The following is a 19,674-nucleotide window of genomic DNA, read 5'->3' as shown; positions in this document are numbered from 1 at the left end:
ACGCCCACCACATCCAGCGCCTGATGGTCACCGGCCTCTTCGCATTGCTGCTGGGCGTGCGGCCGCAGCAGGTGCACGAGTGGTACCTGTCGGTTTACGTCGACGCCGTGGAGTGGGAGGAGCTGCCCAACACCCTGGGCATGGGCCAGTACGGCGACGGCGGCCTGATGGCCAGCAAGCCCTACGTGGCCACCGGCAAGTACATCCAGCGCATGGGCGGCCCATGCGCGAGCTGCCGCTACGACCCGGCCCTGCGCGTAGGCGAACGGGCCTGCCCCTACACCACGTTGTACTGGGACTTCCTGATGCGCCACGAGACGCTGCTGGCAAAGAACGCGCGCATGGCCCTGCAGGTAAAGAACCTGGCCCGCCTGAGCGACGCCGAACGTCATGCCGTGACGCAACGCGCCGAGGCCGTCCGCCGCGGCGCTTAAATGCGCGCCGGCGAGCCGCCCATGAATCACCCCTGCAGCGAGAGTCCATCATGAACACCCCCACTTCCCCCGCCCGCATCGCGCTCGTGACCGGCGCACGCGGCGGCATCGGCCGCGAGCTTGTGGCTTGCCTGCGTGCCAGCGGCCACCGCGTCGCCGCCGTCGGGCGCCATGCCGAGTCGCTCGCCGAGGTGCCTGCCGATGCTCACATCGCTGCCGACACCACCACCCCGGAAGGCGCAGCCGCGGCGATGGCCGCGTGCCGCGACCAGCTCGGCAGCGCACCGGCCCTGCTGGCGCACTGCGTGGGCAGCACACTGATCGCGCCACTGCACCGCAGCACCGCCGCGCAGATGCGCGAGGTGCTGCGCGTCAACCTGGACAGCGCGCTGTTCATGCTGCAGGCCTGGATAGAGGGCCTGCGCGCGAGCGGCCAGCCGGGAGCCGCGGTGCTGGTGTCCAGCGTCGTGGCACGCATCGGCGTGGCCAACCACGAGGCCATCGCCGCGGCCAAGGGCGGCATCGAGGCCCTGGCCCGCAGCGCAGCCGCCACCTATGCGCCACTGGGTCTGCGCATCAATGCGGTGGCGCCAGGCATGACCGAAACCCCGATGACCGCCAGCATGCTGCGCGCCGACGCCATGCGCGAAGGCGCCGGCAAGCAGTACCCCTTGGGCGGTGTGCAGACCGCGGCACAGGTGGCCGACGCGATGGCCTGGCTGCTGTCGGACGGGGCCGCGCGCATCACCGGCCAGGTGATTTCCGTCGACGGCGGGTTCACCAGCGTGCGGCCTCTGGTCAGGTGAGCGGGACCAGCGCCGTCAGCGAGCGGAATGCAGGGCGGGCGAACAGGTATCCCTGCATGAGATCGAGAGCCTGTCTCGTGACAGAATCTCCAGCGATGGATTACCCCGGCAACCTATTCGTCGTCGCAGCGCCCAGTGGGGCCGGTAAATCGAGCCTGGTCAACGCCCTGTTGCAGATGGATTCGCACCTCGTGGTGTCCATTTCGCACACCACCCGTCAACCGCGCGGGCAGGAGCAAGACGGCCGCGAGTACCTCTTCATCGACGAGCCCGAGTTCCGCCAAAAGGTCGCCGCTGGCGAATTCTTCGAATGGGCCGAGGTGCATGGCAACCTCTACGGCACCTCGCGCGCCGAGGTCGAGCAGCTCATCGCCGGCGGGCAAGACGTGGTGCTCGAAATCGACTGGCAAGGCGCCCTGCAGATCAAGAAGCTCTTTCCCAACGCCATCCTGATCTTCATCTTGCCGCCCAGCTGGGACGAGCTGGCCCAGCGCCTCACCCGGCGCGGCGAAGACCACCCCGACGTGATCGCGCAGCGCCTCACCAACGCCCGCATCGAGGTGGCCCAGGCCCGGCATTTCGACTTCGTTATAATCAATGCCTTGTTTGAAACGGCGCTTTTCGACCTGAAAGCGATCGTTCATTCGCAGCGGCTCAAGTACGCTGCACTTCAAAGAAGCAAGCCCGCTGTCTTTGCCGCGCTGAACCTCAGCTAGACCTGCTAGATCCCTGGAGCACCATCACATGGCCCGCATCACCGTCGAAGACTGCCTCGTCAAGATTCCGAACCGCTTTCAGCTGGTGCTCGCTGCCACCTACCGCGCTCGCATGCTGAGCCAGGGCCACGCCCCCAAGATCGAAACCAAAAACAAGCCCGGCGTGACCGCGCTGCGCGAAATCGCCGCTGGCGAAGTCGGCATCGAGATGCTGCGAAAAGTACCGCTCTGACTCGGGCTTTTGCCAACTCGTACCTAACGGCCCCATGCGGGCCGTTTGCTTTTGGTGTTTGCTAAACCCGTATTTTTCGATCCGCGATAGATTCGAGGCATGGCAGGCCCCATTTCCACTTGGATTCGTGATGCAGCAACTGGCGTAGGCAGACGGGCGCGCGCGCCCGCCGTGCCAGCAGCCACCACCGATGCCGCGGCCGCCTCGTTTGCCACGCTGACGCACAAACTCAGCTACTTGGCCACCGCCGACATCAAGCGCGTGCGCGAGGCCTACCGCTTCGCCGACGAATCGCACCTCGGCCAGTTCCGCGCCAGCGGCGAGCCTTACATCACCCACCCCATCGCCGTGGCCGGCCTTTGCGCCGACTGGAAGCTCGATGCCCAGGCCATCATGGCTGCGCTGATGCACGACGCGATGGAAGACTGCGGCGTGACCAAGGTCGAGCTGATCGAGCGCTTTGGCGCCGCCACTGCCGATTTGGTCGACGGCCTCACCAAGCTCGACAAACTGCAGTTCTCGACCAAGGAAGAGTCGCAGGCCGAGTCGTTCCGCAAGATGCTGCTGGCGATGGCCCGCGATGTTCGCGTGATCCTCATCAAGCTGGCCGACCGCCTGCACAACATGCGCACCATGGACGCGATCGTCGCGACCAAGCGCGCGCGCATCGCCCGCGAGACGCTAGACATCTACGCGCCCATCGCCCACCGCCTGGGCCTGAACCAAACCTACCGCGAGTTGCAGGAGTTGTCGTTCCAGCACCTGCGCCCGTGGCGGCATGCGGCTCTGTCAAAGGCCGTGCAGCGTGCGCGCGGCTACCGGCGCGACATCGTCGACCGCATCCAGCGCGAAGTCGAAAAGGCCTTTTCCGACGTCAAGCAGAAGGTGCAGGTCTTCGGGCGCGAGAAGACGCTGTACTCCGTCTACGCCAAGATGCGCGAGAAGCACCTGAGCTTTGCGCAGGTCAACGACATTTTCGGCTTTCGCATCGTCGTGGCCAACCTGCCCGAGTGCTACCTCGCACTGGGTGTGCTGCACCAGCTCTACAAGCCGCTGCCAGGCCGCTTCAAAGACTACATCGCCATACCCAAGGCCAACGGCTACCAGTCGCTGCACACCACGCTGGTGAGCCCGCTGGGCACAGCGGTCGAGTTTCAGATTCGCACCGAGCCCATGCACGCGGTGGCCGAAAAGGGCATTGCCGCACACTGGATGTACAAAATCGGTGGCAACGGCCAGCCGCAAGACGCACAGCGCCTGGGCGCGCTATGGCTGCAGTCGCTGGTCGACATACAAGACGAGACGCGCGACGCGAGCGAGTTTCTTGAGCACGTGAAGATCGACCTCTTCCCCGATGCGGTCTACGTGTTCACGCCCAAGTCCAAGATCATGGCCCTGCCGCGCGGCGCCACGCCGGTCGACTTTGCCTATGCCATCCACTCCGACGTGGGCGACCACTGCGTGGCGGCCAAGGTGAATGGTGACCCGGTGGCCCTGCGCACCGAGCTGCGCAGTGGCGATGTGGTCGAAGTGGTTACCGCCCCCGGGGCGCGGCCCAACCCGGGTTGGCTCAACTTCGTGCGCACCGGCCGCGCGCGCTCGAAGATCCGCCACTACTTGAAGAACATGGAGCAAGAAGAGTCGCAGCAGCTGGGCGAAAAGCTGCTCGCCCAGGCCTTGCGCGCCGAAGGCCTTGCCCTGCCCGCAAGCGACCCTACCGAGGCGCCCGCCGTCGCGCTGTGGCAGTCGCTCACCAAGTGGAGCGGCAACCGCAACCGCGCCGACCTGCTGATCGACATCGGCCTGGGCCGCAAGATCGCCATCATCGTGGCCAAGCGGCTGGCCCAGCTGATGCTGGAGCGTGGCGCCAAGGCCGACCCGCTTACCCTCACCATGGGGCGCTACGCCGCCGAAGACGACGCCACACCCACGCAAGGGCTGGTGCTGATAGACGGCACCGAAGGCGCGTCGGTGCAGATGGCGCCATGCTGCCGCCCGATTCCCGGCGACGACATCGTGGGCTACCTCGGCCGTGGCGAAGGCCTCTTGGTGCACACCGCCGAGTGCGGTGTGGGCAAGCGCCTGTTCGAGCGCGACAGCGAGCGCTGGATCACCGTCGATTGGGCCGAAGAGCCAGCGCGGCCTTTCGAGACGGGCGTGACCCTGCTGCTCAACAACGGCAAGGGCGTGCTGGCCCAGGTAGCGTCTGCCGTCAGCAGCGCCGAAGCCGACATCACCCACATCGACATGGACGACGAGCCCGCCTCCGAGACCACCGAGCTGCGCCTGCTGATCAGCGTGCGTGACCGCCTGCACCTTGCTGACGTGATGCGCACCTTGCGCCGAGCGGCGGCGGTGCTGCGCGTGGTGCGCGTCAAGCCCTGATCAGGGCTTGGCGGGGTAACTCACCGCCACCACGTCGACCGTCTCCACGCCGCCCGGCGTCATCAACGACACCTCGTCGCCTACCCGCGTTTTCAACAGAGCGCGTGCAATCGGCGAGACCCAGCTCACCTCGCCTTGAAGGTTGTCTACCTCGTCTATGCCCTTGATGGTGATGGTGCGCTCTTCACCGCGCGCGTTTTCGTAGGTGACGGTAGCGCCGAAAAACACCTGGTCGCTGCCGTGGTGCACCGAGGGGTCGGCCACCTCGGCGATGTCGAGCCTCTTGGTCAGAAAGCGAATGCGCCGGTCGATTTCGCGCAGGCGTTTCTTGCCATAGAGGTAGTCACCGTTTTCCGAGCGGTCGCCGTTTTTGGCAGCCCACGACACCACTTCCACGATCTTGGGACGCTCGTCGTCGAGCAGGCTCATCAGCTCTTCGCGCAGGCGCTGGTAGCCCGCAGGCGTGAGGTAGTTTTTGCCGCCCGCGGGCAGCTCTGGCAAGGCGAGCTCGTCGTCATCATCGTCGCCGCTGCTCTCTTTGGTGAAGGCCTTGCTCATCAGGAAATCTCCGTGCTACGCACTGCGCTATCGCCCGCGGGGCGGCCCGTCGGGCTCAAGGCGCGATTGTCTGAGACGGCGATGCCTCCTTCGCTTGCAGGGTTTCAGCCTGCCGCCCCAGCGACCACGCAATCGCCACCCAACCGGCGGCGATTGGCACTGACAGCCACGAGATCTGCACGCCACTCAGGCCCAGGCCCCGCAGCCCGCCAAAGATCCAACCCGAGGCGGTGTCGCCGGTGCGGTGCACGAGGGTATCGATCACGTTCTTGGCCTTGTACTTCTGCTCAGGCGGCAGCACGTTGAACAAGGTCTCGCGCGCTGGCTTGCTGAGCGCGTACTCGCCCGCGCGGCGCAGCACACCGAACACGACCACCACGCCCACCACCGGGAACATCGCCAGCGCGATGAAGCCGAGCACCGACACAACAGGCAGCAGCGTCAACGTTACGCGCGTGCCCCTGCGGGTGATGAGGCCCTTGAAGGCGAACACCTGCAGCAGCAACGCCAGCACGTTCACCGCCAGGTCGATCTGCGCCAGCAGCTGAGTGCGCTCGGCTGAGTTGGTGATGCTTTGCGGCAGCAGCTCCACGCTCTGAAAGTAAAGAAATGTCGACAACAGCGCGTAGCTGAAAAGAAAGAAGCAGATGCCCAGCAGGTAGTGCGAGCTCAGCACGTCAGTCAGGCCGCTCCACACGCTGCCCGGCAAGCCCGCCTGCTCGCCATCGTCGCTTGCGCCAGCATCGGACTCGCGCTCACGCGCCAAGCCTCGCAGGCGAATGATTGCCACGATGGCCAGGCCCAGCAGCCCCGCCGACACCAGCACCAGCAGCTTCGGCCCCAGCACCTTCACCAGCCCGACGGTGATCAGTGGCCCCGTCAACGCACCCAGCGTGCCGCCGGCCGAGATGAAGCCATAGAGGCGCTTGGCCTGTTCGGTGTTGAACAGGTCGGCCATGAAGCTCCAGAACACCGAGATGATGAAGAGGTTGTAGACGGCCACCCACACGAAGAAGCTGCGCGCCACCCACGGGCTTTGCGTGCCCCCGGCCTCGAACACGGCGTAGAAGCCGACCAGGTTGAGCATGAAGAAGCCATACAACCAGGGCAACAGCTGGCGCCGCGGAAAGCGCCGGTTGAGCCAACCAAAAGCCGGCACCAGCAGCATCACCACGAACACGGCGGTGAACAACTCTTGCAGCACACGGGCGCCCAGCTGCAAACCCATCTCGTCGCGTATGGGCCGCAGCACGTAGTAGCCAGACAGCAGCGCGAAGAAGTAGACGAAGGACCACAGCACCGCGGCCAGCTCTTGCGGCGTGGCCTGTGATCGTTTCAACAGCAGTGATTTCATGGGGCCGCATGATCACACACGGCCAACTTCGCTCGCCCGGTGCCTCTGGGCCGGCCAGCGCCGGACTTAGGAGGCGATCTCTTCGGCGTAGTGGCAGGCCACTTCGCTCCCCTCCACCATGCGCAGCTGCGGCACTTCTTCGCTGCAGCGCGCCTGCGCGTAGGGGCAGCGCTTGTGGAAGGTGCAGCCCGAAGGCGGGTTGAGCGGTGACGGCAGCTCGCCCACGATGCGAATCTTGAGGGCGCGGCGCGCCGGGTCAATGCTGGGCGTGGCGGACAGCAAGGCGCGCGTGTACGGGTGCAGCGGCTTCGCAAAGAGTGCCGCCTTGGGCGCGAACTCGACCACGCGGCCAAGGTACATCACCATCACGCGCTCGGCAATGTGCTCGACCACGCTCAGGTTGTGCGAGATGAACACGTAGGCAATCTGCGTGCGCTCCTGGATGTCCATGAACAGATTCAATATTTGCGCCTGGATGGACACGTCTAGCGCCGAGGTGGGCTCGTCGGCCACCAGCAGGCCCGGCTGCAGCATCATGGCCCGCGCAATCGCGACGCGCTGGCGCTGGCCGCCCGAGAACATGTGCGGGTAACGTTGTGCATGCTCGGCGAGCAGGCCCACTTCGGCCAATGCCGCGGCAATGCGCTCGCGGCGCTCGGCGGCCGTCAGCTTGGTGTTGAGCAGCAGCGGCTCGTCGAGCATCTGCGACACGCGCTTGCGCGGGTTGAGCGAGGCATAGGGGTTCTGAAAAACCATTTGCACCTGCTGGCGCAGCGCGCGCGTCTGCGCGGTGCTGGCCGTGGCCGCATCGGTGCCGGCAAGCACCAGGCTGCCGCTGGTGGGTTTTTCGATCAGCGTGAGCGCGCGGGCGAGCGTGGACTTGCCGCAGCCCGATTCGCCCACCACCGCCAGCGTCTGCCCCGCCGACAGCGAGAAGCTCACGCCATTGAGCGCCTTGACGGTCGCCGCGGGTTTGAAGAACCCCTGCGACACACGGTAATGGCGCGCCAGGTCTTTCGCTTCGAGCAGCAAGGGGGCAGTCATGGCGTGATGTGCAAGGGAAACAGACAGCGCGCCAAGCCACCATCGGGCATGGGCAGCAGGTCGGGGTGCGTCGCACGGCACGCGTCGCGCACCTGTGGGCAGCGTGGCGAGAGCAGGCAGCCTTTGGGCCGCTCATGCATGCCCGGCACCACGCCGGCCAGCGTGGGCAGGCGCCTCGCGCCACGGCTGTGCTCGGGGATGGAGGCCAGCAGCGCCTCGGTATAGGGGTGGTGTGGCCGCTCGAAGAGAGCCCGCACGCTTTGCACTTCCACCACCTCGCTGGCGTACATCACGGCGATGCGCTTGGCGTGCTCGGCCAGCAGCGCGAGGTCGTGGGTGATGAGAATGAGCGCCATGTCTTGTTTGCGCTGCAGCGCCACCAAGAGGTCTAGCACCTGGGCCTGGATGGTCACGTCGAGCGCGGTGGTGGGCTCGTCGGCGATCAGCAGCTTGGGGCTGCAGGCCAGCGCCATCGCAATCATCACGCGCTGGCTCATGCCACCCGACAGCTGGTGTGGGTAGGCGCTGAGGCGGCTCTCGGGGTCGGGGATCTCGACAAGCGTCAACAGCTCCAGCGCCCGCTCGCGCAGCGCGCTCTTGTTGCCCTTCTGGTGCACCTTGAGCGTCTCGATGATCTGGAAGCCCACGGTGTAGCTCGGGTTCAAGCTGCTCATCGGGTCTTGAAAGATCATGGCCATGTCGCGGCCGACGATCTCGCGGCGCTGGCGCGGGCCCAGGGTCAGCAGGTCGTGGCCATCAAAGTGCAGCACGTCGGCCGTCACGCGCCCAGGTGCCTCGACCAGGCCCATCAGCGCCAGCATGCTCACGCTCTTGCCCGAGCCCGACTCGCCCACCACGCCCAGCAGCTCGCCGCGGTCGAGGGTGATGTCAACGCCCTGCACAGCGGCAAACGGGTGGGCGGCCGAGCCAAACTCCACCGTCAGGTTGCGGATTTCCAGCAGGTGGCTCATGCGAGTTTCTTCATACGCGGGTCTAGCGCATCGCGCAGGCCGTCGCCCATCAGGTTGATGGCGAGCACGGTCATCAGGATAGCGAGGCCGGGGAAGGTGACGACCCAGTTGGCCCGCTCGATGTAGTCACGCGCCGACGCGAGCATGGTGCCCCACTCGGGTGTGGGCGGCTGCGCGCCGAGGCCGAGAAAGCCCAGGGCCGCGGCCGTGAGGATGGCATCTGAAAAGCCGAGCGTGGCGGTGACGATCACCGGCGCCATGCAGTTGGGCAGCACGGTGTTGAACATCAGCCGCGCGGTGCCTGCACCGGCGAGCCGCGAGGCCATCACGTAGTCGCGCGTGAGCTCAGACATGGCCGAGGCGCGCACCAGGCGTGTGTAGTTGGGCACGGCCACGATGGCGATGGCCAGCATGGTGTTGAGCAGCCCCGGGCCGAGCACGGCCACCACGGCAATGGCGAGCAAGAGGCTGGGCAAGGCGAGCATCACATCCATCAACCGAAGGATGGCGACGCCGATGCGCGGGAAAAACGCAGCGGTAAGCCCGAGCGCCATGCCCGGCAGCATGGACAGCAGCACGGCGACAAAGCCGATGGCCAACGACAGGCGTGCGCCATAGAGCAGGCGCGAGAGCACGTCGCGGCCGATGTCGTCGCTGCCCAAGATGAAACGGGCGCTGCCGCCATCGGCCCACATGGGCGGGGTGAGCAGCGCATCGCGGTATTGCTCGATGGGGCTGTGGGGGGCGAGCACATCTGCAAAGAGGGCGCAGAGGATGACAAAGATAAAGACGATGAGGCCGGCAACGGCGCCTTTGTTGGAGGCGAAGCTGCGCCAGAAGTCTTTGAAGGTCGAGGGCACAGTTGCGGCCGGTTCAGCTGAGAGGATGGCGCTCATAGGTTGGTGCTGGCATCGACAGAGGAAGTTTGCGCAGCAAACGACGAGCGTTGCTCTGCCGGGGGCCCTTTCAGGCTGAGCGGGCTGAGCGAAGCGAGCCGACTGTGATACGCCAGCGGTTGGTGACACGCAAACAGCAGATCACCTCGCATGGCGAATCCGCGGATTGATCAATCCATACATCACATCCACCAGCAAATTGACCGCAATCACCAAGGTCGCCACGATCAAGATCCCCCCTTGCACCACCGGATAGTCCCGCCGGCTGATCGCATCGATCAGCCACTTGCCCACCCCCGGCCAAGAAAAAATCGTCTCCGTCAGCACTGCACCACCCAGCAAGGTGCCCACCAGCAAACCAATCACCGTGACAACAGGCACCAGCGCATTGCGCAAGGCATGCACAAACACCACCCGCGCCGGCGACAAGCCCTTGGCCCTTGCGGTACGCACATAGTCTTCGCGCAGCACTTCGAGCATCGACGAGCGCGTCATGCGCGCAATCACCGCCAGCGGCACCGTGCCCAGCACGATGGACGGCAGCACCAGGTGCGACAAGGCCGAGCGAAATGCCCCCGCCTCACCCGACAGCCACGCATCAACCAGCATGAAGCCGGTGCGCGGCGCAATGTCGTACTCCAGAGCCAAGCGCCCCGACACCGGCAAGGCCCAGGCCGGCGCCCACTCGCGCATGTAGACCGAAGCGAACATGATCAACAGCAAGCCCCACCAAAAGATGGGCATCGAAAAGCCGGTGAGCGACAGGCCCATCACGCCGTGGTCGAGCACCGTGCCGCGCTTGATCGCCGCCAGCACACCCGCCAGCAGGCCGAGCACAACCGCCAACAGCATGGCGCAGATCGACAGCTCGAGCGTGGCCGGGAACAGCTTCAAGAACTCGCTCCACACCGCCTCGTGCGTGACGAACGATTCACCCAGATCGAGGCGGACCGACTTCCACAGGTAGACCGCGTACTGCTCGTACAGCGGGCGGTCCAGCCCGAGGCGGTGCAGCACCTCGGCATGAAAGGCCGGGTCTAGCCGACGCTCGCCGGCCATCACCTGCACCGGGTCACCCGGAATCAAATGAATGAGTGAGAACGCCAGCAGCGTGATGCCGATGAAGGTGGGAACGACGAGTGCCAGGCGGCGCAGGACAAAACCGAACATCAATCCACCTGCACTGCGCGAAAGTCGCTGCCGCCAAACGGCGTGGCAACAAAGCCCTGCAGGCGCTTGCTCACCGCATGCAACTGCTGCTTGTTGACGAGCGCGATGGTGCCTGTCTCGGCATGCAGCAGCGCCTGCGCCTGCAGATAGATCTCGGTGCGCTTGCGCACGTCGGCAGTGGCACGGGCCGCGGCCAGCAAGTCATCGAAGGCCTTGTTGCACCATTGGCCCTTGTTGCCCCCGCCCTCTACCGCGGCGCAGCTCAGGTTGGGCGTCAAGAAGTTGTCAGGGTCGCCGTTGTCGCCAAACCAACTCAAAAAGGCCAGGTCGTGCTCGCCCTTGCCGGTGCGCTTGTACAGCTCGCCCAGCTCCATCAATTGCACCGACACCTTCACGCCCACGCGGGCCCAGTCGGCCTGCATCAACTCGACCCCGCGCTTCACATCACCTTGGCGCGCGGTAGCAAACAGCACCAGCTCGCTGCCGTCGTAGCCCGAGGCCTTTACGAGCTGCTGGGCACGCTCTACGTTCTGCGTGTTTTTGAGACGGGCATCGTGGCTCCAGATGCCGGGCGGCAGGAAGCTGCCGGCAGGCACTGCATACCCACCGTAAACCGATTGCACCAGGCTGCCCCGGTCGATGGCGAGCGACAAGGCCTCGCGAAAGCGCTTGTCGGACAAGAAGCGGTGCTTGCTGTTGGGGGCGATGTAGCTCGTGACCAGCGGGCTGCTGCGAACGATGCCTGTGCGCGCGTCGCCCTCAAAGCTTTGCGCGTTGTCGCCCCGCACCACGCCCACCTGGCATTCGCCGGCCTTGATGCGCTGTATGCGCACCGCCGGGTCGGGCGTGATGGCAAAAATCAGGTTGTCGATCTTGGGCGCACCGCCCCAGTACGACGCATTTGCTGTGTAGCGGATGACCGCGTCTTTCTGGTAGCTCTTGAAGACGAAGGGCCCGGTGCCTATGGGCTGGGTGTTGACTTGCTCCAGCTTGCCGGCCTTTTGCAGCTGCTCGGCGTACTCGGCCGAGTAGACCGAGGCCAGCGCGGTCATCGTGAGGTTGGCAATGAAAGGCGCCTCAGGCCTGTTGAGCGTGATGCGCACCGTGTAGTCGTCGACCTTGCTGACCGACTTCAACAGCGAGGGCATGCTCATGCCCGCCCAATAGGGGTAACCGTTCCTGGCCATGCCGTGGGCTGGGTGCTTCTTGTCGTTGATGCGGTTGATAGACCACAGCACGTCGTCGGCATTCATCTCACGCGTGGGCTTGAACCAAGCCGTGGTGTGGAACTTCACACCCTTGCGCAAGTAGAGCGTGTAGACCAGACCATCGGCGCTGATGTCCCAGCGCTCGGCCAGGCCGGGCACGACTTCGGTGGTGCCCGGCTTCATGCGCAGCAAGGTGTCGTAGATGGTCAGGCCCGCGGCATCGTTGGTGACCACGGTTTCGTACTGCGCCACATCGAAGCCCTCGGGCGCACCGTCTGAACAGTAGGTCACGCTCCCAGCCGCCTGAGCCGCAGCAGCCACCCATAACCCCGCCACCCATGCGAGGCGTTTCACTTGATGCTCACCGAGCGAAAGTCGTTGTGCGTGAAGGGGTTGGGTATGAAGCCCTGCACCCGCTTGTTGAGCGCGGTCATGTTCACTGGGTAGACCGTGGGAATGACCGCGACCTCGTCGTACAGCATCTTCTGCGCTTGCACGTACAGCTCGGTACGCTTCTTCGGGTCGACGGTCTTGCGTGCGGTGTCGATCAAGTCGTCAAAGGCCTTGCTGCACCACTGGCTCTTGTTGCCGCCGCCGGTCACGGCCGCGCAGCTCAGGTTGGTGGTGAGGAAGTTGTCAGGGTCGCCGTTGTCTCCGGCCCAGTTGAGAAAGGTGATGTCGTGGTCGCCCTTGCCGGTGCGCTTGAGCAGCTCGCCCCACTCGATCATCTGCACCTTGACCTTCACGCCCACGCGCGCCCAGTCAGACTGCATCAGCTCGGCCGCGCGCTTGCCGTCGATGGAGCCGCCGATGCGGGTGAACAACGCCAGCTCGGTGCCGTCGTAGCCGCTGGCCTTGACGAGTTGCTTCGCCTTTTCGGGGTCGAAGCGGTTGGCAAGTGTCTTGTCGTGGCTCCACATGGGCGGCGGCAGAAAACTCGCGGCCGGCGTGCCATTGCCGCCGTACACCGCGGCGGTGTAGGTCTTCTTGTCGAAGGCGAGCCACAAGGCTTCGCGGAAGCGCCGGTCGGACAAGAACTTGTGCTTCACGTTGAGCGCGATGTAGCCCGTCAGCAGCGGGTAGTTGCGCGTGATCGTCACGTTGGGGTCGTTGTCGAAGGTGCTTACCGTCTCGGGCTTCATGTTGGTGCCCACCAGGCACTCGCCGGCCTTCAGGCGCTGTACCCGCACGTTGGGGTCTAGCGTGATGGCGAAGATGAGGTTGTCGACCTTGGGCGCGCCGCCCCAGTAGCCGGCGTTGGCGGTGTAGCGAATGACGGCATCCTTCTGGTAGCTCTTGAAGACGAAGGGCCCGCTGCCGATGGGCTGCGTGTTCAGCTGGTCGAGCTTGCCGCTCTTTTGCAGCTGCTCACCGTACTCGGCCGAAGAGATAGAGCCTATGGCCTCCATTGCCAGGTCGGCGAGAAACGGTGCTTCAGGGCGTGCCAGCGTGATGCGCACGGTGTGGGCATCAACCTTCTCCACCGCCTTGATGAGCTTCGACAAGCCCATGCCTTCCCAGTACACATAGCCGTTCTTGGCGGCGGCATAGGCCGGGTGCTTCTTGTCGTTCATGCGGTTGATGGACCACAGCACGTCGTCGGCGTTGAAGTCTCTCGTCGGCTTGAACCACGCTGTGGTGTGAAATTTGACCCCTTTGCGCAGGTGCAGCGTGTAGACCAGGCCATCGACGCTGATGTCCCAGCGCTCGGCCAGGCCCGGCTCGATCTCGGTGGTGCCGGGCTTGAAGCCGAGCAGCTGGTCATAGATCGTGCGGCCGGCGGCGTCGTTGGTGACGGCCGACTCGTACTGCGCGATGTCAAAGCCGTCGGGCGAAGCCTCGGTGCACACGGTGAGCGTACCGGCGGCCTGAGCCGTGCCGGCCAAGCAGGCGACCACAAGGGCCAGAGAGATGAGGGCTGCAGGCTTGTTCATGGGGGGTTCATGGCGGGCGAGAGGCCAGTCTTGAAGGAGAACACTTTAACGAGGCTGAGCAACCGGCGTGCCGGGGCTTACCAGATGCGGATGCGCTGGTCGCGTGGCTTGTACATGCGGTCACCCGGCCGGGTGCCGAAGGTCTGGTGAAAGGCGTCCATGTTGACCACTGCGCCATTCGCGCGAAACAGCGCGGGCGCGTGTTCATTGCTCACCAACTGCTCAAGCGTACGGGCGTCGCGCGTCTTCTCGCGCCATGAAATGGCATAGGCCAGAAAGAAGCGCTGGTCACCGGTCATGCCGTCGATCACCGGTGGGCTCTGGCCCTTGAGCGACAGGCGCCATGCCTTGTAGGCGATCTCCAGGCCCGACAGGTCGGCGATGTTTTCGCCCAGCGTCAGGCGGCCATTGATCTTGTGGCCGGCCAGCGGCTCGTATTTGTCGAACTGCTGCGCCAGGCGGTCGCCCAGCCGGTCGAAGGCCTTGCGGTCGGCAGCGGTCCACCAGTTCTGCAGCTTGCCCGTGCCGTCATATTTGCTGCCCTGGTCGTCGAAGCCGTGGCTGATCTCGTGGCCTATGGTTGCGCCGGTGGAACCGTAGTTGGCCGCGTCGTCGGCGTCCATGTCGAAGAGGGGCGCATCGAGAATGGCCGCGGGGAACACGATCTCGTTCATCGTGGGGTTGTAGTAGGCGTTGACCGTTTGCGGCGTCATGCCCCACTCGCTGCGGTCCACCGGCAGGCCCACTTGCGCCGCGGTGCGCTCGTGCTCGAAGCGGCCGGCCCGGGCCAGGTTGCCGAGGGCGTCGCCGTCACGCACTTCCAGCCTGGTGTAGTCGCGCCATTGGTCGGGGTAACCGATCTTCACCATGTAAGTGGCGAGCTTCTCGCGGGCGTGCTGCCGGGTCTTGGGCGTCATCCAGCTCAGTGTGTCGATCGACTGGCCGTAGGCCAAGAAGAGGTTGCTCACCAGCTCTTGCATGCGCGCCTTGGCCTGCGGCGGGAAGTGCCGTGCCACGTAGACCTCGCCGACCGCTTCGCCCAGCGCAGAGTCGATCGCCGCCGTGGCCTGCTGCCAGCGCGGGCGTTGTTCTTCCTGGCCGCGCAAGGCCTTGCCGCGCAGGGCGAACTGCGCCTCGCGCCAAGCCTCTGGCAGCACCGCGGCATAGGCGTCGAGCAGACGCACGCGCTGGTAGAGCCGCCAGGTGGCCATGGGCGTGCTGCGCACCAGCTGGCCCAGCGCGCGGGCGTAACTCGGCTCCTGAATCGACAGGTGATCGACCTGCGGCACGGCGGCGGCCTGGAAGAAGGCAGACCAGTCGACCCCCGGTGCGCGGCGCGCGAGCACCGGCAGGGTCATGGGGTTGTAGGTCTTGATGGCGTCCTGGCTGTCGACCTTGGACCACTGCGCACGGGCCAGCCTGGTTTCCAGTGCAAACACGGCCTGCGCGTGGGGTGCGGCCTCGGTGTCGCCGCTCAGCTTCAGCAAGGTCTGCAGGTAGGTGAGGTAGGCGGTGCGGGCTTGGGCCAAGCTGTCATCGCGCTTGAGGTAGTAATCGCGATCAGGAAGGCCCAGGCCAGACTGGTAGGCCGCCACGCGGTTGATGCCGGGCTGCTTGGGGTCACCGCCCACATACATGGCGATGGGAGCCATCACCATGCCTTGCCAGCGGCCCCACAAGGCGGCCAAGTCGGCCGGGGTGGCCACCGTGTCGACCTGCGCCAGCCAGGGTGCGAGTGGCGCAAGACCAGCCCCCTCGATGGCGACAACGTCAACGAAGCTCTTGTAATACGAGCCCACCTTCTGCTCGACGCTGCCCTGCGGCGTGCGCTTCTCCGCCAGCTCTTCACAGATGGCTCGCACGCGCGCATCGGCGCGGTCGCCCAAGATTTGAAACAGGCCGTAGGCCGCCTTGTCGGCGGGGATGGGCGTGCTCTTGATCCAGCGGCCATTGGCGGCCATGAAGAGATCGTCCTGGGGCCGGGCCGTGGCATCGAGGCCCGAGGTCTCAATGCCGCTGGTGGGTTCGGCGGCCAGAGCGGCGCCGGCGCATGCGCATGCGAGCAGCACGGCCAATGCCAGTGGTTGGACCAGACGTGGGGCAAGTCGTGGGGCAAGTCGTTGAATTGAAAGTCTCATAGGTCACCAGATGCGGATGCGGGCATCAGACGGATTGAACATGCCGTCGCCCTGTTTCGTGCCGAAGGCGTCGTGAAAGCCATCGTGGTTGACGGCCGCCCCGTTGGCACGGTATTCGGGCGGCGAGTGGGGGTCGATGGTCAGCAGTTGCAGCGTGCGCTCGTCGCGCGACTTGATGCGCCAGGCCTGCGCCCACGACAGGAAGAAGCGCTGCTCGCCGCTCAGGCCGTCGACCACCGGCGCCACCTTGTCGCCCAGCGCCAGCTTGTAGGCCTTGTAGGCAATCTGCAAGCCCGACAGGTCGGCAATGTTTTCACCCAATGTGAGGCGGCCGTTGAGCTTCTTGCCCGGCAGGGCTTCGTAGGCGTCGTACTGCGCCACCAGCTTGTCGGCGAGCTGCTCGAAAGCCTTGCGGTCGCCATCGGTCCACCAGTTGTCGAGCTTGCCATCGCCATCAAACTGGCTGCCCTGGTCGTCGAAGCCATGGCTGATCTCGTGACCAATGATGGCGCCGATGGCGCCGTAGTTGGCGGCATCATCGGCGCTCATGTCGAAGAACGGTGGCTCCAGAATTGCGGCGGGGAACACGATCTCGTTGGCGCTCGGGTTGTAGTACGCATTCACCGTCTGCGGCGTCATCCCCCAAGCACCGCGATCCACCGGCTGGCCAGCGCGGCGCGCGTGCCACTCATAGTCGTAGCGGCCTGCGCGCTTGTCGTTGCCGAAGGCGTCGCCCTCGCGCACCTGAAGGGCCGAGTAGTCGCGCCAGTGGTCGGGGTAGCCGATCTTGGTGCTGTAGCGGGCGAGCTTTTGCTTGGCACGCTGCTGGGTCTGCGGGCCCATCCAGGTGAGGCCGTCGATCGACTGGCCGTAGGCAGTGAGGAGCTTGTTCACCAGCTCGCTCATGCGTACTTTATAGGCGGGCGGAAAGTGGCGCGCCACATAGGCCTGGCCCACCGCTTCGCCCAAGGCCGCGTCGAGCGCGGCCGTGCCCTGCTGCCAGCGCGGCTTGTCTTGCTCGCTGCCCTGCACGGCCTTGCCATTGAAGGCAAAGTGGGCGTCGCGAAAGGCTTGGGGCAGCACCGGTGCCGAGGCGGCCAGCAGGCGCACGCGCAGGTAGAGTTTCCAGTCGGCCAGCGGCAGCTCATTCACCGCTTGCGCCAGCGCCACTGCGTAGGTGGGCTGGGCCACCGAGAAGCTGTCGCCCTGCGGCAGCGCAGCCATCTGGAAGAAGCGCTTCCAGTCCAGGCCAGGGGCGCTCTTCTGCCAAGCGGGCAAGGTGGTCGGGTTGTAGGTCTTGACGGCGTCGCGGTTCTCCACACGCGTCCATTGCGCCTGGGCCAGGCGCTTCTCAAGCGCGTAAACGCGCTTGGCATCGTCAGCCGGCGCGGCATCGCCGCTCAAGCGCAGCAGCGTTTCCAGGTAGACAACGTAGGCCGCACGCACCTTCTCGAAACGCGCGTTGTCTTCGAGGTAGTAGCCGCGATCAGGCAGGCCCAGCCCGCCTTGCCACAAGATGGCCCGGTACACGCCGGGCTCCTTGCGGTCGGGGTACACATTCACGCCCAGCGGCGTGTCGACCACACCTTGCCAGCGGCCCCACAACGCCGCCACGTCAGCCTTGTTTTTCAGCGCGTCGATCTGCTGAAGCCAGGGTGCGAGCGGCGCCACGCCGGCCTTGTCGATGGCGGCTTCGTCGAGGTAGCTGCGGTAGTAGGCGCCGATCTTCTGATCGTTGCCAATGGCCTCGCCCTTGTGGGCGGCGAGCTCTTCGACGATGCGGCGCACGCGCTCGTCGGAACGGTCACGCATCTGGATGAAGCTGCCGTACACCGATTTGTCGGCCGGAATGGGGGTGTCCTTGATCCACTGGCCGTTGGCCGCCTTGAAGAGGTCGTCTTGCGGCCTCACGCTGGTGTCAAAGCCGTTGCGGTCGAGACCGGCACTCAAGGGTTGCGCGCTTGCCGTGCCCGCCAACAAGGCGAACGCAGCAAGCACCATGGTATGCATGCGCATGGGGAGTTTCTCGCTCAAAAAAGGGGTAGACGCCCTTGCGCGCTCACGGGCGCAAGGGCGCACGACAGCCCACAAGAGGCGCACAAAAGGCAGGCTTACTTGAGGCTCACGCCGAAGAACTGCACCGAGCCGAAGGGGCTCATCTTGTAGCCCTCCACGTTGCGCTGCATGGGCTGGTAGACCAGCGAGTGGGCCATCGGCACCCAAGGCGCCTCGCGCTTGAACACGACCTGTGCCTGCTCGTAGAGCTTGGTGCGCTCGGCCAGGTTGCTGGTCTGCTTGGCCTTGTTGATCAGCGTGTCGTATTCCGCGTTGCACCACTGGCCGTAGTTGGAGCCGCCCACCGCGGCGCAGCTGAGCAGCGTGGCCATGAAGTTGTCGGGGTCGCCGTTGTCACCGGTCCAGCCAAACATGCCGATGTCGGCCTCTCCGGCCTTGGCGCGCTTGAGGTACTCGGCCCACTCGTACTTGACGATCTGCGCCTTGATGCCGACCTTGGCCAGATCGGCCTGGATCAGCTCGGCCGCCTGCTGGCCGTTGGGGTTGTAAGGCCGCTGCACGGGCAAGGCCCACAGCTTGGTCTCGAAGCCGTTGGGAAAGCCAGCTTCTGCGAGCAGCGCACGGGCCTTCTCGGGGTTGTATTCGTAGTCTTTGACGGCCTTGTTGTACGACCACATGGTGGGTGGTATCGGGTTCACCGCCACCGCGCCCGCGCCTTGGTACACCGCCTCGACCAGCGACTTCTTGTTGATGGCCATGTTGATGGCCTGGCGCACCTGAAGGCTCTCGAAGGGCTTGTGCTTCACGTTGAGCGCGAGGTAGCCCACGTTGAGCCCGTTCTGCGACAAGAGCTTGAGCTTGGGCTCTTTCTTGAGCACCTCCACCTCGGCCGGCTTGGGGTAGGCAGACATGTGGCATTCACCGGCCTTGAGCTTTTGGGCGCGCACCGCCGAGTCGACGGTGATGGCGAAAACAAGGTTGTCAATCTTGGCCTTGCCGGCCCAGTAGCCCTCGAAAGCGGCGTAGCGGATCTGCGCGTCTTTCTCGTAGCGCTTGAAGACAAAGGGGCCGGTGCCTATGGGCTTCACGTTGAGCTCGGCGCCCTTGCCCGCTTTCAGCAACGCTTCAGCGTACTCGGCCGAGTGGATGGAGGCGAAGTCCATCGCCAGGTCGGCCAGGAAGGCGGCGTCTACGGTCTTGAGCGTGATCTTCACCGTCATCGCGTCGGGCTTCTCAAGCTTTGCGATGTTGGTGTCCAGGCCCATGTCGGAGGCGTACTCGAAGGAGGCCGGCACTGCCTTTTGGAAGGCGTTTTCTTTGTTGATCATGCGGTCGAGCGTGAAGATCACGTCGTCGGCATTGAGCTCGCGTGTGGGCTTGAAGTAGTCGGTGGCGTGAAACTTCACCCCCCGTCGCAGCTGAAAGGTGTAGACCAGCCCGTCGGGGCTGATGGCCCAGCGCTCGGCCAGTGCCGGCACGACACGCGTGCCGCCGATCTCGAACTCGACGATGCGATTGAAGATCGCCTGCGAGCTGGCGTTGAAGGTGGTGCCCGAGGTGTAGCGCCCAGGGTCGAAGCCCTCGGGGCTGCCCTCGGAGCAGTAGATGAACGTGGTGGCAGCCTGGGCGCCGATGGCCCCGCCAGCGATCACGGAAACCGCCAGGGTATGGCGGGCAATGCGTATCAATGTCTTCATGAGCCACCTTGTGGATGACGAACGAGGCGCGAGTCTAAAGGCAATTCGGGCCTGTTCTAGCCGGGTATCGGGATTGCCCGGGTGCGGTGCTTGCGCCTGCCCGTCCGGCCAACGG

General features: G+C 65.2%; 15 protein-coding genes and 1 pseudogene. 5 read left to right on the top strand and 11 right to left on the bottom strand.

What is annotated here, in order from left to right; all coding sequences use genetic code 11:
• The 5 genes and pseudogenes from AC30QB_RS05260 to AC30QB_RS05240 all read left to right on the top strand — a co-directional run.
• Positions 1-434 (top strand): annotated as a pseudogene (locus AC30QB_RS05260) (cryptochrome/photolyase family protein); the annotation flags it as partial.
• Between the two features lie 50 nt (positions 435-484).
• Positions 485-1,240 carry an SDR family NAD(P)-dependent oxidoreductase gene (locus AC30QB_RS05255; protein ID WP_489545136.1) on the top strand — a complete coding sequence of 252 codons (756 nt, stop codon included), beginning with the start codon at positions 485-487 and terminating at the stop codon, positions 1,238-1,240.
• Between the two features lie 95 nt (positions 1,241-1,335).
• Positions 1,336-1,956: a guanylate kinase gene (gmk, locus tag AC30QB_RS05250; protein WP_489545137.1), complete on the top strand. Its 621-nt coding sequence runs from the start codon at positions 1,336-1,338 to the stop codon at positions 1,954-1,956.
• A gap of 28 nt (positions 1,957-1,984) precedes the next feature.
• Positions 1,985-2,188, top strand: a complete 204-nt coding sequence (gene rpoZ, locus AC30QB_RS05245) for a DNA-directed RNA polymerase subunit omega (protein ID WP_174328597.1) — start codon at positions 1,985-1,987, stop codon at positions 2,186-2,188.
• A 99-nt stretch (positions 2,189-2,287) separates the two neighbouring features.
• The gene (locus AC30QB_RS05240) at positions 2,288-4,573 is read left to right on the top strand and encodes a RelA/SpoT family protein (RefSeq protein WP_489545135.1); all 2,286 of its coding nucleotides are present in this window, start codon (positions 2,288-2,290) and stop codon (positions 4,571-4,573) included.
• On the opposite strand, the gene greB is transcribed toward AC30QB_RS05240, so the two are convergent.
• The 11 genes from greB to AC30QB_RS05185 all read right to left on the bottom strand — a co-directional run bounded on the left by greB (position 4,574) and on the right by AC30QB_RS05185 (position 19,559).
• Positions 4,574-5,131 (bottom strand): transcription elongation factor GreB, encoded by a 558-nt coding sequence (greB, locus tag AC30QB_RS05235; RefSeq protein WP_489545134.1) that lies wholly within the window; start codon positions 5,129-5,131, stop codon positions 4,574-4,576.
• Positions 5,132-5,186: 55 nt separating this feature from the next.
• Positions 5,187-6,485 carry an NTP/NDP exchange transporter gene (locus tag AC30QB_RS05230; RefSeq protein WP_489545133.1) on the bottom strand — a complete coding sequence of 433 codons (1,299 nt, stop codon included), beginning with the start codon at positions 6,483-6,485 and terminating at the stop codon, positions 5,187-5,189.
• A gap of 66 nt (positions 6,486-6,551) precedes the next feature.
• Entirely contained in the window at positions 6,552-7,529 is a 978-nt protein-coding gene (locus AC30QB_RS05225) for a dipeptide ABC transporter ATP-binding protein (protein WP_489545132.1), read from the bottom strand.
• Positions 7,526-8,500 carry an ABC transporter ATP-binding protein gene (locus AC30QB_RS05220; RefSeq protein WP_489545131.1) on the bottom strand — a complete coding sequence of 325 codons (975 nt, stop codon included), beginning with the start codon at positions 8,498-8,500 and terminating at the stop codon, positions 7,526-7,528. Before AC30QB_RS05220 ends, AC30QB_RS05225 begins: the two co-directional genes overlap by 4 nt.
• A complete protein-coding gene (locus AC30QB_RS05215) occupies positions 8,497-9,396 on the bottom strand; it encodes an ABC transporter permease subunit (RefSeq protein ID WP_489545130.1) in 900 nt (299 codons plus the stop codon). Before AC30QB_RS05215 ends, AC30QB_RS05220 begins: the two co-directional genes overlap by 4 nt.
• A gap of 141 nt (positions 9,397-9,537) precedes the next feature.
• Positions 9,538-10,566: an ABC transporter permease subunit gene (locus tag AC30QB_RS05210; RefSeq protein WP_489545129.1), complete on the bottom strand. Its 1,029-nt coding sequence runs from the start codon at positions 10,564-10,566 to the stop codon at positions 9,538-9,540.
• Positions 10,566-12,065, bottom strand: coding sequence for an ABC transporter substrate-binding protein (locus AC30QB_RS05205; protein ID WP_489545128.1), 1,500 nt, complete (start codon positions 12,063-12,065; stop codon positions 10,566-10,568). The genes AC30QB_RS05210 and AC30QB_RS05205 overlap by 1 nt, the downstream gene beginning before the upstream one ends.
• 59 nt (positions 12,066-12,124) lie before the next feature.
• A complete protein-coding gene (locus AC30QB_RS05200) occupies positions 12,125-13,708 on the bottom strand; it encodes an ABC transporter substrate-binding protein (protein ID WP_489545127.1) in 1,584 nt (527 codons plus the stop codon).
• Positions 13,709-13,785: 77 nt separating this feature from the next.
• On the bottom strand, positions 13,786-15,777 hold the full coding sequence (locus tag AC30QB_RS05195; protein ID WP_489545126.1) for a M13 family metallopeptidase: 1,992 nt from the start codon (positions 15,775-15,777) through the stop codon (positions 13,786-13,788).
• A gap of 72 nt (positions 15,778-15,849) precedes the next feature.
• Positions 15,850-17,862, bottom strand: coding sequence for a M13 family metallopeptidase (locus AC30QB_RS05190; protein WP_489545125.1), 2,013 nt, complete (start codon positions 17,860-17,862; stop codon positions 15,850-15,852).
• Positions 17,863-17,957: 95 nt separating this feature from the next.
• A complete protein-coding gene (locus AC30QB_RS05185; RefSeq protein ID WP_489545124.1) occupies positions 17,958-19,559 on the bottom strand; it encodes an ABC transporter substrate-binding protein in 1,602 nt (533 codons plus the stop codon).
• Between the last annotated feature and the right edge of the window lie 115 nt (positions 19,560-19,674).

It is taken from the genome of Rhizobacter sp. (assembly GCF_046595475.1).
Lineage (GTDB): Bacteria > Pseudomonadota > Gammaproteobacteria > Burkholderiales > Burkholderiaceae_C > Rhizobacter.
The sequence above is the reverse complement of the archived record's forward strand: the minus strand, read 5'-3'. Positions and strand labels throughout refer to the sequence as shown.

What these genes read in the sequence shown, in the direction of transcription:
- AC30QB_RS05185 (WP_489545124.1), bottom strand. Translation starts at nt 19,559, where the DNA reads ATGAAGACATTGATACGCATTGCCCGCCATACCCTGGCGGTTTCCGTG.
- AC30QB_RS05225 (WP_489545132.1), bottom strand. Translation starts at nt 7,529, where the DNA reads ATGACTGCCCCCTTGCTGCTCGAAGCGAAAGACCTGGCGCGCCATTAC.
- AC30QB_RS05210 (WP_489545129.1), bottom strand. Translation starts at nt 10,566, where the DNA reads ATGTTCGGTTTTGTCCTGCGCCGCCTGGCACTCGTCGTTCCCACCTTC.
- rpoZ (WP_174328597.1), top strand. Translation starts at nt 1,985, where the DNA reads ATGGCCCGCATCACCGTCGAAGACTGCCTCGTCAAGATTCCGAACCGC.
- AC30QB_RS05240 (WP_489545135.1), top strand. Translation starts at nt 2,288, where the DNA reads ATGGCAGGCCCCATTTCCACTTGGATTCGTGATGCAGCAACTGGCGTA.
- AC30QB_RS05255 (WP_489545136.1), top strand. Translation starts at nt 485, where the DNA reads ATGAACACCCCCACTTCCCCCGCCCGCATCGCGCTCGTGACCGGCGCA.
- gmk (WP_489545137.1), top strand. Translation starts at nt 1,336, where the DNA reads ATGGATTACCCCGGCAACCTATTCGTCGTCGCAGCGCCCAGTGGGGCC.
- AC30QB_RS05220 (WP_489545131.1), bottom strand. Translation starts at nt 8,500, where the DNA reads ATGAGCCACCTGCTGGAAATCCGCAACCTGACGGTGGAGTTTGGCTCG.
- AC30QB_RS05200 (WP_489545127.1), bottom strand. Translation starts at nt 13,708, where the DNA reads ATGAACAAGCCTGCAGCCCTCATCTCTCTGGCCCTTGTGGTCGCCTGC.
- AC30QB_RS05215 (WP_489545130.1), bottom strand. Translation starts at nt 9,396, where the DNA reads ATGAGCGCCATCCTCTCAGCTGAACCGGCCGCAACTGTGCCCTCGACC.
- greB (WP_489545134.1), bottom strand. Translation starts at nt 5,131, where the DNA reads ATGAGCAAGGCCTTCACCAAAGAGAGCAGCGGCGACGATGATGACGAC.
- AC30QB_RS05230 (WP_489545133.1), bottom strand. Translation starts at nt 6,485, where the DNA reads ATGAAATCACTGCTGTTGAAACGATCACAGGCCACGCCGCAAGAGCTG.
- AC30QB_RS05190 (WP_489545125.1), bottom strand. Translation starts at nt 17,862, where the DNA reads ATGCGCATGCATACCATGGTGCTTGCTGCGTTCGCCTTGTTGGCGGGC.